Annotated in this window: 9 protein-coding genes; 8 read left to right on the forward strand and 1 reads right to left on the reverse strand. The window is 64.4% G+C overall.

Annotated features, from left to right (window positions below; translation table 11 throughout):
* Positions 1-10: 10 nt before the first annotated feature.
* Complete coding sequence (locus tag QSV36_RS13860; protein WP_289132409.1) at positions 11-883, reverse strand: MurR/RpiR family transcriptional regulator; 873 nt, start codon at positions 881-883, stop codon at positions 11-13.
* Between the two features lie 142 nt (positions 884-1,025).
* Here QSV36_RS13860 and QSV36_RS13865 point away from each other — a divergent pair, with 142 nt between their 5' ends.
* The 8 genes from QSV36_RS13865 to QSV36_RS13900 all read left to right on the forward strand — a co-directional run bounded on the left by QSV36_RS13865 (position 1,026) and on the right by QSV36_RS13900 (position 15,330).
* Positions 1,026-2,051, forward strand: coding sequence for an Ldh family oxidoreductase (locus QSV36_RS13865; protein ID WP_289132411.1), 1,026 nt, complete (start codon positions 1,026-1,028; stop codon positions 2,049-2,051).
* A 163-nt stretch (positions 2,052-2,214) separates the two neighbouring features.
* The gene (locus QSV36_RS13870) at positions 2,215-3,411 is read left to right on the forward strand and encodes an amino acid aminotransferase (protein ID WP_289132413.1); all 1,197 of its coding nucleotides are present in this window, start codon (positions 2,215-2,217) and stop codon (positions 3,409-3,411) included.
* Between the two features lie 523 nt (positions 3,412-3,934).
* Complete coding sequence (locus QSV36_RS13875) at positions 3,935-5,215, forward strand: serine/threonine transporter (RefSeq protein ID WP_289132415.1); 1,281 nt, start codon at positions 3,935-3,937, stop codon at positions 5,213-5,215.
* A 167-nt stretch (positions 5,216-5,382) separates the two neighbouring features.
* Positions 5,383-5,883, forward strand: coding sequence for a thiol peroxidase (gene tpx, locus QSV36_RS13880; protein WP_289132418.1), 501 nt, complete (start codon positions 5,383-5,385; stop codon positions 5,881-5,883).
* 450 nt (positions 5,884-6,333) lie between these two features.
* Complete coding sequence (locus QSV36_RS13885) at positions 6,334-7,647, forward strand: MdtA/MuxA family multidrug efflux RND transporter periplasmic adaptor subunit (protein ID WP_289132421.1); 1,314 nt, start codon at positions 6,334-6,336, stop codon at positions 7,645-7,647.
* Entirely contained in the window at positions 7,644-10,742 is a 3,099-nt protein-coding gene (locus QSV36_RS13890; protein ID WP_289132423.1) for an MdtB/MuxB family multidrug efflux RND transporter permease subunit, read from the forward strand. The genes QSV36_RS13885 and QSV36_RS13890 overlap by 4 nt, the downstream gene beginning before the upstream one ends.
* Positions 10,739-13,846, forward strand: a complete 3,108-nt coding sequence (locus QSV36_RS13895) for an efflux RND transporter permease subunit (protein ID WP_289132425.1) — start codon at positions 10,739-10,741, stop codon at positions 13,844-13,846. The genes QSV36_RS13890 and QSV36_RS13895 overlap by 4 nt, the downstream gene beginning before the upstream one ends.
* Positions 13,843-15,330 (forward strand): efflux transporter outer membrane subunit, encoded by a 1,488-nt coding sequence (locus QSV36_RS13900; protein ID WP_289132427.1) that lies wholly within the window; start codon positions 13,843-13,845, stop codon positions 15,328-15,330. Before QSV36_RS13895 ends, QSV36_RS13900 begins: the two co-directional genes overlap by 4 nt.
* Positions 15,331-15,403: the final 73 nt, after the last annotated feature.

A 15,403-nucleotide genomic window follows, 5' to 3' on the forward strand; every position in this document is an offset into this window, starting at 1 on the left:
TGCACTCTTGCTATTGTTGTTTTCCCGTCGACCACGAGGTGTAGCCGACGAATTCGTTATGTAGAGCGGCAGTTGCTTCCAAGCGTTTTTCAACATCCGGTCCGAGCTTCTTGCAGACCTCGTTGACCATCAGGTGCACCCACGACAGCATGGCCGAGGTGGATTCCCAGAACAGGTTGAACTCGGTGGGGATGCGGAACACCTCGTCGGCGTTGGCATCGGCCCAGTCACAAAAGGTATCGGTCACCAGGGTGACCGCTATGCCGGCCTCGCGCGCCCTCTGGCACAACAGCAGGGCGTGGCGCGAATAGCGGCGTGCCTCGAACACCAGCAGCGCGCTGTCCTCGGCGCGGCCGAGCAACACGTCGCCGAAGTGCCCGGCGCTGAGATCGACCAATTGCACCCCATCGCGCAGGTACTGCAGCAGATGGCTCATGCACATGGCGATGCCGCGTTCGGTCTGGAAACCGGCGATGAACACCCGCTGCTTGCTTGCCAGGCGTTGCGCGACCGCGTGCCAGGCGTTGCCTTGGCGATACTCGTGCACACGTACCAGGGCGGCGATCTCCAGCTCCAGGCTACCGACATTGGCGGTGGCGTCCTGATTCTGGCGGTAATCTTGCAGGCGGTCGCCCACCAGCCATGGGCCATCACCCAAGTCGTTCTGCAGGTCTTGCTTCAGCGCCTTGAGATGGGCATAACCCAGTGAACGGCAGAAACGGCCAACGCTGGATTCGCTGACGCCCAGTTTGGCGGCGATACTGGCCGAGGTCTGGAACGGCAGTTCATGCAGGTTGGCGAGCATGTAGGTGGCGATCTTGCGGCCCGAAGCAGCGGCCCCTTCGAGGCTGTGTTCCAGGCGTTGCTTGATCATTTGGCTCATGCTGCGGCTCCAGGGTAAGGCTTGCCGAAGAAAATGAATGTTTTCTGTCATCAAGTCAACAATTGACAGATAGCTGTCACATGCAGGAAAGTTTTTGTCGTTGCACGCTGTAGCCATTCCAATTCCAATAAAGGAGCTTCAGATGTCCGCACCTTCCACCAGCCCCGTTGTGCGCGTGCCTTTCACCGAGCTCCAAGCCTTGTTGCAGGCTATTTTCCAGCACCATGGCTGCAGCGACGGCGTGGCCCGTGTGTTGGCTCATAATTGCGCCAGCGCCCAGCGCGACGGTGCCCACAGCCACGGAGTGTTCCGAATGCCCGGCTATGTCTCGACGCTGGCCAGTGGCTGGGTCGACGGCCAGGCCACGCCGCAGGTCAGCGACCTGGCGGCTGGCTATGTGCGTGTCGATGCCGCAGGCGGCTTTGCCCAGCCGGCGCTGGCAGCAGCCCGTAGCTTGCTGGTGGCCAAGGCGCGCAACGCCGGCATCGCGGTACTGGCGATTTACAACTCGCACCACTTCGCCGCGCTGTGGCCAGATGTGGAGCCTTTCGCTGAGGAAGGCCTGGTGGCCCTGAGTGTGGTCAACAGCATGACCTGCGTGGTGCCGCATGGTGCGCGCAAGCCGCTGTTTGGCACCAACCCCATCGCCTTTGCCGCGCCCTGCGCCGAACACGACCCGATCGTCTTCGACATGGCCACCAGTGCCATGGCCCACGGCGACGTGCAGATTGCCGCGCGCGCCGGCCAGCAGCTGCCTGAAGGCATGGGTGTGGATGCTAATGGCGAGCCGACCACCGACCCCAAGGCCATCCTGGAAGGTGGCGCCTTGCTGCCGTTTGGCGGGCACAAGGGCTCGGCGCTGTCGATGATGGTCGAGTTGCTGGCGGCGGCGCTGACCGGCGGGCACTTCTCCTGGGAGTTCGACTGGTCGGGGCACCCAGGCGCGAAAACGCCCTGGACTGGGCAGCTGATCATCGTCATCGACCCGAGCAAGGCCGAGGGCGAGCGTTTTGCCCAGCGCAGCCGCGAACTGGTGGAGCAGATGCAGGCGGTAGGGCTGAGCCGTATGCCCGGTGAACGGCGTTACCGTGAGCGAGAAGTGGCTGAGGAGGAGGGTGTGGCGCTTACCGAGCAAGAGTGGCAGGGCTTGCAAGCGCTGCTTGGCTGACCCGGCCTCTTCGCGGGCATGCTCGCGAAGAACGCTGCCTGATTTCCCAGCCATGCATTGTTGCATGGACAACCTTGCACAATAGTTGATGTTCCTGGCCACGCTCTCCGGGTATGCTCAGGGCTGACTTTTCGTACTGTCCTGATCCAAGGAGCTGCACGCTGTGTTCAAACATGTCGATGCCTATGCCGGCGACCCGATCCTCTCGCTGATGGAAACCTTCAAGGCCGACCCGCGCGCCGACAAGGTCAATCTGAGTATCGGCCTGTACTACGATGAGGCCGGCGTGGTGCCGCAACTGGCGGCTGTGGATGCGGTGGAAAAACGCATCGCCGGCCAGGACCATGAAGCTTCGCTGTACCTGCCGATGGAAGGCCTGGCCAGCTACCGTCAGGCAATCCAGGCGCTGCTGTTCGGGGCCGATCACCCGGCCGTGACCGCCGGCCGCGTAGCTACCGTGCAGACCGTGGGCGGTTCCGGCGCGCTGAAAGTCGGTGCCGACTTCCTCAAGCGTTACTTCCCACAATCGGAAGTCTGGGTCAGCAACCCGACCTGGGACAACCACCGCGCCATCTTCGAAGGCGCCGGTTTCAAGGTGCACACCTACCCGTATTTCGACCAGGCCACTCGTGGCGTGGACTTCGACAGCATGCTGGCTACCTTGCAAACCCTGGCGGCCAACAGCGTAGTGCTGCTGCACCCGTGCTGCCACAACCCGACCGGGGCCGACCTTGACCAGCAGCAGTGGCAGCAAGTGGTCGAAGTGGTCAAGGCGCGCCAGCTGATCCCGTTCCTCGACATTGCCTACCAAGGCTTTGCCGAAGGCCTGGTGGAAGATGCCTATGCCATTCGCGAAATGGCCCGCGCCGGCGTGCCGTGCCTGGTCAGCAACTCGTTCTCGAAAATCTTCTCGCTGTATGGCGAGCGCGTCGGTGGCCTGTCGGTGGTCTGCGACGACGAGGCCACCGCCCAGAGCGTGCTGGGCCAGCTCAAGGCCACCGTGCGCCGCAACTACTCCAGCCCGCCCAACTTCGGTGCCCAGCTGGTCGCGGGTGTGCTCGGCGATGCCGGCCTGAATGCCCAGTGGGCGGCGGAAGTCGAAGTGATGCGCAAGCGTATCCTCGACATGCGTCAGGCGCTGGTCGATGCCCTCGCCGTGTTGTTGCCAGGCCAGGATTTCCAGTTCTTCCTGCGTCAGCGCGGCATGTTCAGCTACACCGGTTTCAGCGTCGAGCAGGTACGCCGCCTGCGCGACGAGTTCGGCGTGTACCTGATCGACAGCGGTCGCGTGTGCATGTCCGGCCTGCGCCCGGCCAACCTGCAACGGGTTGCCGAAGCGTTCGCTGCGGTCCAGAAGTAAGACCGGCAGGGGCCTGAGCGGCCCCTCCTGTGGAGCTGGCCCTTGTGGGAGCACTGTCTTGCTCAAATGTCCAAAGCTGGCGTTATGCCTGTGGGAGCGGGCTTGCCCCGCGAACACGGGCGAAGCCTGTGCCATCCACCGCGTCGCCTGCTTCGCGGGTAAACCCGCTCCCACATTGATCACGCGGAACTCTGCATCTGCGTTGAGTCCTCGGGTCTTGGCAGGTCATCCCGCCACGGTGTGCCCGTTCTGAGCCTTATTTGACGGCGAAGCTGCATTCGTGGGGGCGCTGCGCGCCCCTTCCGCGACGCACGGCCGCTCCCACAGGACGCTCCTTCACCTTTGCTTCAGCCTGCAGGCACAACCCGCTTGTAAAGACAAGTGCAACCGTCCCTCGGATAGGGCTTCGCAAGTGCAACCTTTCCGTGCACAATCGCGCCCCTCTTTCCCGGTTGAGTTGGGCGGAACGTCTATTTCGCCATTCTCAGCCTGTTGCAGTCTTGCGAGTGGAGCTTCACCCGGAATGAATGAGCAGGCCCCAAGCGTTGAACAACGCTTTGCAGAATCGACCCCCGCCACCCTCGGCAGCTGGTCGCGTCACGACACCACCTGGATGCTGGGCCTGTTTGGCACAGCCATCGGCGCCGGAACCCTGTTCCTGCCGATCAACGCGGGCCTCGGCGGCTTCTGGCCGCTGCTGATCCTGGCTGCGCTGGCCTTCCCGATGACCTATTTTGCCCATCGCGGGCTGACCCGCTTCGTCCTCTCGGGGCGCGATGACGGCGACATCACCGAGGTGGTGAAGGAGCATTTCGGTGCTTCCGCCGGCGCTGCGATCACCGTGCTGTACTTCTTCGCGATCTTCCCGATCCTGCTGATCTACAGCGTGGCGCTGACCAACACCGTGTCCAGCTTCCTCGAGCACCAGCTGCACATCGAGCCGCCGCCGCGGGCCATCCTGTCGTTCGTGCTGATCCTCGGCCTGCTGGCCATCGTGCGCTGCGGCGAGCAGGCCACCGTCAAGGTCATGAGCCTGCTGGTCTACCCGTTCATCGTCGCCCTGGCGCTGCTGGGCCTGTACCTGGTCCCGCACTGGACCGGCGGCATCCTCGACAGCGCCCATCAGGTGCCGCAGGCGTCGGCGTTCCTGCATACCCTGTGGCTGGCGATCCCGGTGATGGTGTTCTCCTTCAACCACTCGCCGATCATTTCGGCCTTTGCCGTGGACCAGAAGCGCCGCTACGGCGCGCACGCCGATGAACGCAGCGGCCAGATCCTGCGTCGTGCTCATCTGCTGATGGTGCTGATGGTGCTGTTCTTCGTGTTCAGCTGCGTGCTCACCCTGAGCAGTGCCCAGCTTGCCGAAGCCAAGGCCCAGAACCTGTCGATCCTGTCGTACCTGGCCAACCACTTCAGCAACCCGACCATTGCCTTTGCCGCGCCGCTGATCGCCTTCGTGGCCATCGCCAAGTCGTTCCTCGGCCATTACATCGGCGCCAGCGAAGGCCTCAAGGGCATCATCGCCAAGACCGGTGCGCGCCCCGGTGCCAAGGCCCTGGACCGCATGGTTGCTGCGCTGATGCTGGTGGTGTGCTGGATCGTTGCCACCCTCAACCCGAGCATCCTCGGCATGATCGAGTCGCTGGGCGGGCCAATCCTCGCAGTGCTGCTGTTCCTGATGCCGATGTACGCCATCCGCCGGGTACCGTCGATGCGCAAGTACAGCGGTGCGGCGTCCAACCTGTTCGTCGTGGTGATCGGCCTGGTTGCGCTGAGCTCGGTGGTGTACAGCCTGATCGGCTGATGCCCACCCTGCGCTGAAGCATGCCCGGGTCGCTTGTCGCTACCCGGGCATTTTTTTGTCCCCAAGATTTGTCTGGCAATAGAACAATTTCACCTGCCCCATAGGCACTCGATCGCCTTCATGCTTAACTCAGTGTCCTTTTCAAACCCCCGCATAAGGAATTCGTCATGGCTCAAGTGACTCTCAAAGGCAACCCGGTCCAGGTCAACGGCAACCTGCCACAGGCTGGCGCCCAGGCTCCGGCTTTCTCCCTGGTCGGTGAAGGCCTGGCCGACAAGTCGCTGCAGGACTACGCCGGCAAGCGCAAGGTGCTGAACATTTTCCCTAGCGTCGACACCCCGACCTGCGCCACTTCCGTGCGCAAGTTCAACGCCCAGGCCAACAAACTGGATAACACCGTGGTGCTGTGCATTTCCGCCGACCTGCCATTCGCCCAGGCACGCTTCTGCGGTGCCGAGGGCCTGGACAACGTGAAGAACCTGTCGACCCTGCGTGGCCGCGAGTTCCTCGAGAACTACGGCGTCGCCATCGCCGACGGCCCGCTGGCCGGCCTGGCTGCCCGCGCGGTAGTGGTGCTGGACGAGAACGACAAGGTGTTGCACAGCGAGCTGGTTGGCGAAATCGCTGACGAGCCGAACTACGATGCGGCGCTGGCTGTACTGAAGTAAGGTTGTGGGGTAGGTCGGCTGAGTCCTGTACCGGCCGCTTCGCGGGTAAACCCGCTCCCACAGGTACTGCGCAATGCTTCGGGACTGCGCGGTACCTGTGTGAGCAGCCTTGTGATGCGAAGTGGCCATTACTGCCACAGAGTCTCTTTGCCGTGCCGGCCCCTTCGCAGCACAAGGCTGCTCCTACAGGTACTGCACTGCACCTGTGGGAGCGGGTTTACCCGCGAAGAGACCGGTGCAGGCAACCGAAACCTTTCAGCCCGCCACCGCTCCAAGCAACACCCTGTAAACGGCCCGGAACGCGTTCCGGGCCGTTTTCATTTAAAGTTCAGGGTTTTGGTAACGTCAGGCAAAGGTAAACCTCTGGTAAAGGGCCTTTGCTAAAGCGATGCCAGTGCTTATCGTTTCATCCTCCCCAAGTCGTCATTCCGAACAAGGCTCGTTCAACCCATGCAAGCGCCCAATTCCCGTTCCCCCCGTCGCTGGCTCGTCGGCCTGCTGATCCTCCTGCTGGTGGCTGCACTGGCTTGGTGGCTGTGGCCTGCCGCGACGCCTGCGCACAAGGAAAGCAGTGGCGGGCGCGCGGGCAAGGGCGCAGGCATGGGCATGATGGGTGGCCGCCCGGGCTTCGGCGGCTCCAGCGACCCGGTACCGGTGCGCGTCGAGCCGGTACGGGTGGGTGACTTCCCGCTGTATTACAAGGCCCTGGGTACGGTCACTGCGACCAACACTGTAAACGTGCGCAGCCGCGTGGCTGGCGAGCTGGTGAAGATCCACTTCAAGGAGGGCCAGCAGGTCAAGGCCGGCGACCTGCTCGCCGAGATCGACCCGCGCCCTTATCGCATCGCCCTGCAAGAGGCCGAAGGCACCCTGGCGCAGAACCAGGCCCAGCTGAAAAACGCCCAGGTCGACCTGGCCCGTTACAAAGGCCTGTACGCCGAGGACAGCATCGCCAAGCAAACCCTCGACACCGCCGAGGCGCAGGTGGCGCAATTCCATGGGCTGGTCAAGACCAACCAGGCGCAGGTCAACGACGCCCGGCTGAACCTCGAATTCACCCAGATCCGTGCGCCGATCAACGGCCGTGTGGGCTTGCGCCAGCTCGACCTGGGCAACCTGGTCGCGGCCAACGACACCACCGCGCTGGTGGTAATTACCCAGACCGAACCGATCAGCGTCGCCTTCACCCTGCCGGAAACCGAGCTGAGCACGGTGCTGGAGCGCTACCGCAGCGGCGCCAGCCTGCCGGTCGAGGCCTGGGACCGCAGCGACAGCAAACTGCAGTCCACCGGCGTGCTCGGCAGCATCGACAACCAGATCGACACCACCACCGGTACCCTCAAGTTCAAGGGCCGCTTCGAGAACAAGGACCTCGCCCTGTTCCCCAACCAGTTCGTCAACGTGCGCCTGCTCGCCGACACCCTCAGGCAGGTGACCATGGCCCCGGCAGCGGCGATCCAGTTCGGCAACGATGGCACCTTCGCCTACGTGGTCAACGAGCAGAACACGGTGAACGTGCGCAAGCTCAAGGTGGGCGCCAGCGACGGCGAGCACAGCGTCATTCTCGACGGCCTCAAGGCCGGCGAGCGCCTGGTGCTGGAAGGCACCGACCGCCTGCGCGAGGGCACCAAGGTGGAAGTGGTCGAAGACAGCTCGCAAGTGCCGACCACGCCCGGCCAGCACCTGCAGGGGCAGGAGGCCAAGGGTTCGGCGCAGGCTGGTGAAGCACAGGCCGGCAAGGCAGCAGGCAAGGCGGGCGCATGAACCTCTCCCGCCTGTTCATCCTGCGGCCGGTCGCCACCACGCTGAGCATGCTGGCTATCGTCCTGGCCGGCCTGATCGCCTACAAGCTGCTGCCGGTTTCCGCCTTGCCGCAGGTCGATTACCCGACCATCCGGGTCATGACCCTGTATCCCGGCGCCAGCCCGCAGGTGATGACCAGCGCTGTTACCGCACCCCTGGAGCGCCAGTTCGGGCAGATGCCGGGCCTGGAGCAGATGGCTTCGACCAGCTCCGGTGGCGCCTCGGTGCTGACCCTGCGCTTCAACCTCGACATGAACATGGACGTTGCCGAGCAGCAGGTGCAGGCCGCGATCAATGCCGCCAGCAACCTGTTGCCCAGCGACCTGCCGGCGCCGCCGGTGTACAACAAGGTCAACCCGGCCGACACCCCGGTGCTGACCCTGGCCATATCCAGCAAGACCATGCCGCTGCCCAAGCTCAACGACCTGGTCGACACCCGTGTGGCGCAGAAGCTCGCGCAAATCAGTGGCGTGGGCATGGTCAGCATCGCCGGCGGCCAGCGCCAGGCAGTGCGGATCAAGGTCAACGTCGAGGCGCTGGCCGCCAACGGCCTGAACCTGGAGGACGTGCGCACCCTGATCGGCGCCTCCAACGTCAACCAGCCCAAGGGCAACTTCGACGGGCCGACCCGCGTCTCGATGCTCGACGCCAACGACCAGCTGCGCTCTCCCGAGGAATACGCCAACCTGATCCTGGCCTACAACAACGGGGCACCGCTGCGCCTGAAGGACGTCGCCGAAATCGTCGATGGCGCGGAAAACGAGCGCCTGGCCGCCTGGGCCAACGACAACCATGCGGTGCTGCTGAACATCCAGCGCCAACCGGGCGCCAACGTCATCGAGGTGGTCGATCGCATCAAGGACCTGTTGCCGTCGATTACCGACAACCTGCCGGCCGGCCTCGATGTCTCGGTGCTGACCGACCGCACCCAGACCATTCGTGCCGCGGTCAAGGACGTGCAGCACGAACTGCTGATCGCCATCGCCCTGGTGGTGATGGTCACCTTCGTCTTCCTGCGCCGCTTCAGTGCCACCATCATTCCGTCGATTGCCGTACCGTTGTCGCTGATCGGCACCTTCGGCGTCATGTACCTGGCCGGTTTCTCGGTCAACAACCTGACGCTGATGGCCCTGACCATCGCCACCGGCTTCGTGGTCGACGATGCTATCGTCATGCTGGAGAACATCTCCCGGCACATCGAGGAGGGCGAGACGCCCCTGCAGGCGGCGCTCAAGGGCGCGCGGCAGATCGGCTTCACCCTGGTTTCGCTGACCTTCTCGCTGATTGCGGTACTGATTCCGCTGCTGTTCATGGCCGATGTGGTCGGCCGCCTGTTCCGTGAGTTCGCCATCACCCTGGCAGTGGCCATCCTGATTTCCCTGGTGGTATCGCTGACCCTCACGCCGATGATGTGCGCGCGCCTGCTCAAGCGTGAGCCCGCGCCTGAAGCGCAGGGCCGTTTCTACCGCGCCAGTGGCGCCTGGATCGACTGGTTGATCAGGCACTACGGCAATGCCTTGCAATGGGTACTCAGGCACCAGCCGTTGACCTTGCTGGTGGCCGTGGCCAGCCTGGCGCTCACCGTGTTCCTGTACTTGGTGGTGCCCAAGGGCTTCTTCCCGGTGCAGGACACCGGGGTGATCCAGGGCATTTCCGAAGCGCCGCAAGCCACCTCGTTTGCCGCCATGAGCGAGCGCCAGCAGGCGCTGAGCAAGGTGATCCTGCAGGATCCGGCGGTGCAGAGCCTGTCGTCCTACATCGGCGTCGATGGCGACAACGCCACGCTCAACAGCGGCCGCCTGCTGATCAACCTCAAGCCACATGGCGAACGTGATGTCAGCGCCAGCGAAGTGATCAGCCGCCTGCAGCCGCAACTCGACCGCCTGGTGGGCATCCGCCTGTTCATGCAGCCGGTGCAGGACCTGAGCATCGAAGACCGGGTCAGCCGCACCCAGTACCAGTTCAGCCTGTCCTCGCCGGATGCCGACCTGCTGGCGCAGTGGAGCGGCAAGCTGGTGCAGGCGCTGCAGCAGCGCCCGGAGCTGGCCGATGTGGCCAGCGACCTGCAGGACAAGGGCCTGCAGGTGTACCTGGTGATTGACCGCGACATGGCCAGCCGACTGGGCATCAGCGTGTCGCAGATCACCAACGCCCTGTACGACGCGTTCGGCCAACGGCAGATCTCCACCATCTACACCCAGGCCAGCCAGTACCGCGTGGTGCTGCAGTCGAAAGACGCGGCGGTCATTGGCCCGCAGGCGCTGGAGTCGGTCCATGTCAAGGCCAGCGATGGCGGCCAGGTGCGGCTGTCGGCCCTGGCGCGCATCGAGCAGCGCCAGGCGCAGCTGGCGATTTCCCACATCGGCCAGTTCCCGGCGGTGACCCTGTCGTTCAACCTGGCCCACGGCGCATCGCTGGGCAAGGCGGTGCAGGTGATCGAGCAGGTGCAACAGGACATCGGCATGCCGCTGGGCGTGCAGACCCGTTTCCAGGGCGCCGCCGAGGCGTTCCAGGCGTCGCTGTCGAGCACCTTGCTGCTGATCCTGGCGGCGGTGGTGACCATGTACATCGTGCTCGGCGTGCTGTACGAAAGCTACATCCACCCGGTGACCATCCTGTCCACCCTGCCTTCGGCAGCGGTTGGGGCCTTGCTGGCCTTGCTCATCAGCGGCAATGACCTGGGCATGATCGCCATCATCGGCATCATCCTGCTGATCGGTATCGTCAAGAAAAACGCGATCATGATGATCGACTTTGCCCTCGAGGCCGAGCGCCACCAGGGCATGAGCCCGCGCGATGCCATCTACCAGGCGGCACTGCTGCGCTTCCGGCCGATCCTGATGACCACCCTGGCTGCGCTGTTCGGCGCCGTGCCGCTGATGCTCGCTACCGGTTCTGGCGCCGAGCTGCGCCAGCCGCTGGGCCTGGTGATGGTCGGCGGGTTGCTGGTCAGTCAGGTGCTGACGCTGTTCACCACGCCGGTAATCTACCTGTACTTTGACCGCCTGGCCCGGCGCTGGCGCCCGGCCACTGACACCAGGCAGGCCGAGGCATGAACCTGTCCGGCCCGTTCATCCGTCGCCCGGTGGCGACCATGCTGCTGAGCCTGGCGATCATGCTTCTGGGTGGGGTCAGCTTCGGCCTGCTGCCGGTGGCACCGCTGCCGCAGATGGACTTTCCGGTGATCGTGGTGACGGCCAACCTGCCCGGCGCCAGCCCCGAGGTGATGGCCTCCACCGTGGCCACGCCGCTGGAACGCAAGCTGGGCAGCATCGCTGGCGTGACCACCTTGACCAGCAGCTCCAACCAGGGCTCCACCCGGGTGATCATCGGCTTCGAGATCGGCCGTGACATCGACGGGGCGGCGCGCGAGGTGCAGGCCGCGATCAACGCTACCCGCAACCTGTTGCCCAGCGGCATGCGCAGCATGCCCACCTACAAGAAGGTCAACCCCTCCCAGGCGCCGATCATGGTGCTGTCGCTGACTTCCGAGGTGCTGCAGAAAGGCCAGCTGTATGACCTGGCCGACACCATCCTGGCACAAAGCCTGGCCCAGGTGCCGGGGGTAGGGGAGGTGCAGATCGGCGGCAGCTCGCTGCCGGCGGTGCGTATCGCCGTCGAGCCGCAATTGCTCAACCAGTATGGCCTGTCGCTGGACGAGGTGCGCACGGCGGTGGCCAATGCCAACCAGCGCCGGCCCATGGGCTTTGTCGAGGATGCCGGGCGTAACTGGCAGGTGCGGGCCAACGACCAGCTGGAAAGCGCCAGTGACTACGAGCCGGTGGTGATCCGCCAGCAGAACGGTACCATCCTGCGCCTGTCCGACGTGGCGACCATTACCGATGGTGTCGAGAACCGCTACAACAGCGGTTTCTTCAATGACCAGAGTGCCGTCCTGCTGGTGGTCAACCGCCAGAGCGGCGCCAACATCATCGAGACGGTGGACCAGATCAAGGCGCAACTGCCGGCCTTGCAGTCGTTGTTGCCGGCCAGCGTGCAACTGAACGTGGCCATGGACCGCTCGCCGGTGATCAAGGCCACCCTGAAGGAGGCCGAGCACACCCTGCTGATCGCGGTGGTGCTGGTGATCCTGGTGGTCTACCTGTTCCTCGGTAGCCTGCGCGCCTCGCTGATCCCCAGCCTGGCAGTGCCGGTGTCGCTGGTGGGCACCTTCGCGGTCATGTACCTGTGTGGCTTCTCGCTCAACAACCTGTCGCTGATGGCGCTGATCCTGGCTACCGGCCTGGTGGTGGATGATGCCATCGTGGTGCTGGAAAACATTTCCCGGCATATCGAGGATGGCCAGCCGCCACTGAAGGCGGCCTATCTCGGTGCCAGGGAAGTGGGCTTCACCTTGCTGTCGATGAACGTGTCGCTGGTGGCGGTGTTCGTGTCCATCCTGTTCATGGGCGGCATCGTGCGCAACCTGTTCCAGGAGTTCTCGGTCACCCTGGCGGCGGCGATCATCGTGTCGCTGGTGGTTTCGCTGACCCTCACGCCGATGCTGTGCGCCCGCTGGCTGAAACCGCACCGGGCCGAGCAGACCCGCCTGCAGCGCTGGAGCGACAAGCTCCACCAGAACATGGTCGATGCCTATGACCGCAGTCTGGGCTGGGCCTTGCGGCACAAGCGCCTGACCCTGGTCAGCCTGCTGGCGACCATCGGCATCAACATTGCCCTGTACGTGGTGGTCCCGAAGACACTGATGCCGCAGCAGGATACCGGCCAGCTGATGGGCTTCATCCGTGGCGACGACGGTTTGTCGTTCAGCGTGATGCAACCGAAGATGGAAACCTACCGCCGCGCCCTGTTGGCCGACCCGGCGGTGCAGAGCGTTGCCGGATTCATCGGCGGCAACAGCGGCACGAACAACGCCTTCGTGCTGGTGCGCCTGAAACCGATCCACGAGCGCAAGCTCGATGCGCAGAAGGTGATCGAACGCCTGCGCAAAGAGATGCCCAAGGTGCCAGGCGGGCGTCTGTTCCTGATGGCCGACCAGGACCTGCAACTGGGCGGCGGCGGCCGTGACCAGACCTCGTCGCAGTACCTGTACACCCTGCAGAGTGGTGACCTGGCGGCGTTGCGCGAGTGGTTCCCGAAAGTGGTCGCTGCCCTGCGACAGCTGCCGCAGCTGACTGCCATCGACGCCCGTGACGGCGCCGGGACCCAGCAGGTGACCCTGGTGGTCGACCGCGACCAGGCCAAGCGCCTGGGGATCGACATGGACATGGTCACCACGGTGCTGAACAACGCCTACAGCCAACGGCAGATCTCCACCATCTACGACAGCCTCAACCAGTACCAGGTGGTGCTGGAGATCAACCCGAAATACGCCTGGGACCCAAGCACGCTGGAACAGGTGCAGGTAATCACCGCTGATGGTGCCCGCGTGCCGCTGTCGACCATCGCCCATTACCAGAACAGCCTGGCCAACGACCGGGTCAGCCATGAAGGGCAATTCGCGGCCGAAAGCATCGCCTTCGACATCGCCGAAGGCTACAGCCCCGACCAGGCCATGGCGGCGCTGGAGCGCGCGGTGGCCAAGCTGGGCCTGCCGGAGGAAGTGATTGCCAGGCTCGGCGGTAATGCCGACGCCTTTGCCAAGACCCAGCAAGGCCAGCCGCTGATGATCCTGGGCGCGCTGGTGCTGGTGTACCTGGTACTGGGCATCCTCTATGAAAGCTACATCCACCCGTTGACCATTCTGTCCACGTTGCCCTCGGCCGGCGTCGGCGCCTTGCTGGCGTTGTACCTCACTGGCGGCGAATTCAGCCTGATCTCGCTGCTGGGGTTGTTCCTGCTGATCGGCGTGGTGAAGAAAAACGCCATCCTGATGATCGACCTGGCCCTGCAACTGGAACGTCACCAGGGCCTGTCTCCGGAGGAGTCGATCCGCCGCGCCTGCCTGCTGCGCCTGCGGCCGATCCTGATGACCACCCTGGCGGCCATCCTCGGCGCCTTGCCGCTGCTGCTGAGCCGCGCCGAGGGTGCGGAAATGCGCCAGCCGCTGGGCCTGACCATCATCGGCGGGCTGGTGTTCAGCCAAGTCCTCACCCTTTATACGACGCCGGTGGTGTACCTGTACCTGGACCGCCTGCGCCACCGTTTCAACCGTTGGCGCGGTGTGCGCACCGACGCCGCCCTGGATACCCCGCTATGAATTTTGCCCAGACCCCGCTTCACCGAACCCTGCAGGTGCTGGCCCGTGCGCGTGGTTCACGCCTGCTCGGTGCCGGGTTGTGCGTGGCCTTGCTCAGTGCCTGCACGCTGAGCCCGGACTATCATCGCCCTGAGACGAGCGGCACGGCGCAGTTCAAGCACGCCGCTGGCTGGACCCAGGCCACGCCGTCCGATGCCATTGCCCGCGGGGCCTGGTGGGAAATCTACGACGATGCCGGGCTCAATGCGCTGGTCGAGGAACTGAACCGCAGCAACCAGACCGTGGCGCAATCCGAAGCCCAGTATCGCCAGGCCCAGGCACTGGTGCGCAGCAGCCGCGCAGCGCTGTTCCCCAGCCTCGACCTGAGTGTCGGCAAGAACCGCTCGGCCCAAGGCACCGGCAGCTCCAGCTCGAGCCTGTCCAACAACAGCAGCGGCATTCGCAACACCTATAACGCCCAGCTCGGCGTCAGCTGGGAAGTCGACCTGTGGGGCAAGCTGCGCGAAACCCTCGATGCCAACCAGGCCAGTGCCGAAGCCAGCCTGGCCGACCTGGCCTCGATCCGCCTCAGCCAGCAGTCGGAACTGGTGCAGAACTACCTGCAGTTGCGGGTGATCGACGAGCAGAAGCGCCTGCTGGAAGCGACCGTGGCCGCCTATGAGCGCTCGCTGCAGATGACCCAGAACCAGTACCGCGCAGGTGTCGCCGGCCCGGATGCGGTGGCCCAGGCGCGTACCCAGCTGAAAACCACCCAGGCCGACCTGATCGACCTGGCCTGGCAGCGTGCGCAATTCGAGAACGCCATTGCCGTGTTGCTGGGCAAGACGCCGGCCGAGTTCGCCCTGGCCGACAGCAAGCGCATACCGGCGCTGCCACAGATACCGGTGTCGCTGCCTTCGCAGTTGCTCGAACGGCGCCCGGACATCGCCGCCGCCGAACGCAATGTGATGGCTGCCAACGCCAACATCGGCGTGGCACGGGCGGCGTATTTCCCGGATCTCAGCCTGAGCATGAGTGGCGGCTATTCCAGCAGCAGTTTCAACAACTGGATCGAACTGCCCAACCGCTACTGGTCGGTGGGCCCGCAGCTGGCGCTGACCCTGTTCGACGCCGGCAAGCGCAGCGCCGAAGTGGACCGCACCGTGGCGGTGTATGACCAGACGGTGGCGCAGTACCGCCAGACCGTGCTCGATGGCTTCAAGGAAGTGGAGAACCTGCTGGTGCAGTTGAAGGTGTATGGCGATGAGGCAGTGGTGCGCCAGGAAGCGCTGGATGCTGCGCGCGAGTCGCTGCGCCTGACCGAAAACCAGTACCGCGCGGGGCTGATCGGCTACCTCGATGTGGTCAATGTGCAGACCACCGCGCTGAGCAACGAGCGCAGTGTGTTGAACCTGCTGCAAGGGCGCCTGGTCGCCAGCGTGCAGCTGATTGCCGCGCTGGGCGGGGGCTGGGACGCCGGGCAGGCATTCGCCGGGCGGGACTGACCTGCCTGGCTACTGCAAGGCACAAAAACCCCGTGCGTTTCGCCTAAGCTTGAGTACAATCGTCAGCTTTTTC

This window comes from Pseudomonas sp. BCRC 81390 (assembly GCF_030341915.1).
GTDB lineage: Bacteria > Pseudomonadota > Gammaproteobacteria > Pseudomonadales > Pseudomonadaceae > Aquipseudomonas.

What these genes read in the sequence shown, in the direction of transcription:
- QSV36_RS13865 (WP_289132411.1), top strand. Translation starts at nt 1,026, where the DNA reads ATGTCCGCACCTTCCACCAGCCCCGTTGTGCGCGTGCCTTTCACCGAG.
- QSV36_RS13895 (WP_289132425.1), top strand. Translation starts at nt 10,739, where the DNA reads ATGAACCTGTCCGGCCCGTTCATCCGTCGCCCGGTGGCGACCATGCTG.
- QSV36_RS13875 (WP_289132415.1), top strand. Translation starts at nt 3,935, where the DNA reads ATGAATGAGCAGGCCCCAAGCGTTGAACAACGCTTTGCAGAATCGACC.
- QSV36_RS13860 (WP_289132409.1), bottom strand. Translation starts at nt 883, where the DNA reads ATGAGCCAAATGATCAAGCAACGCCTGGAACACAGCCTCGAAGGGGCC.
- QSV36_RS13885 (WP_289132421.1), top strand. Translation starts at nt 6,334, where the DNA reads ATGCAAGCGCCCAATTCCCGTTCCCCCCGTCGCTGGCTCGTCGGCCTG.
- QSV36_RS13900 (WP_289132427.1), top strand. Translation starts at nt 13,843, where the DNA reads ATGAATTTTGCCCAGACCCCGCTTCACCGAACCCTGCAGGTGCTGGCC.
- QSV36_RS13890 (WP_289132423.1), top strand. Translation starts at nt 7,644, where the DNA reads ATGAACCTCTCCCGCCTGTTCATCCTGCGGCCGGTCGCCACCACGCTG.
- tpx (WP_289132418.1), top strand. Translation starts at nt 5,383, where the DNA reads ATGGCTCAAGTGACTCTCAAAGGCAACCCGGTCCAGGTCAACGGCAAC.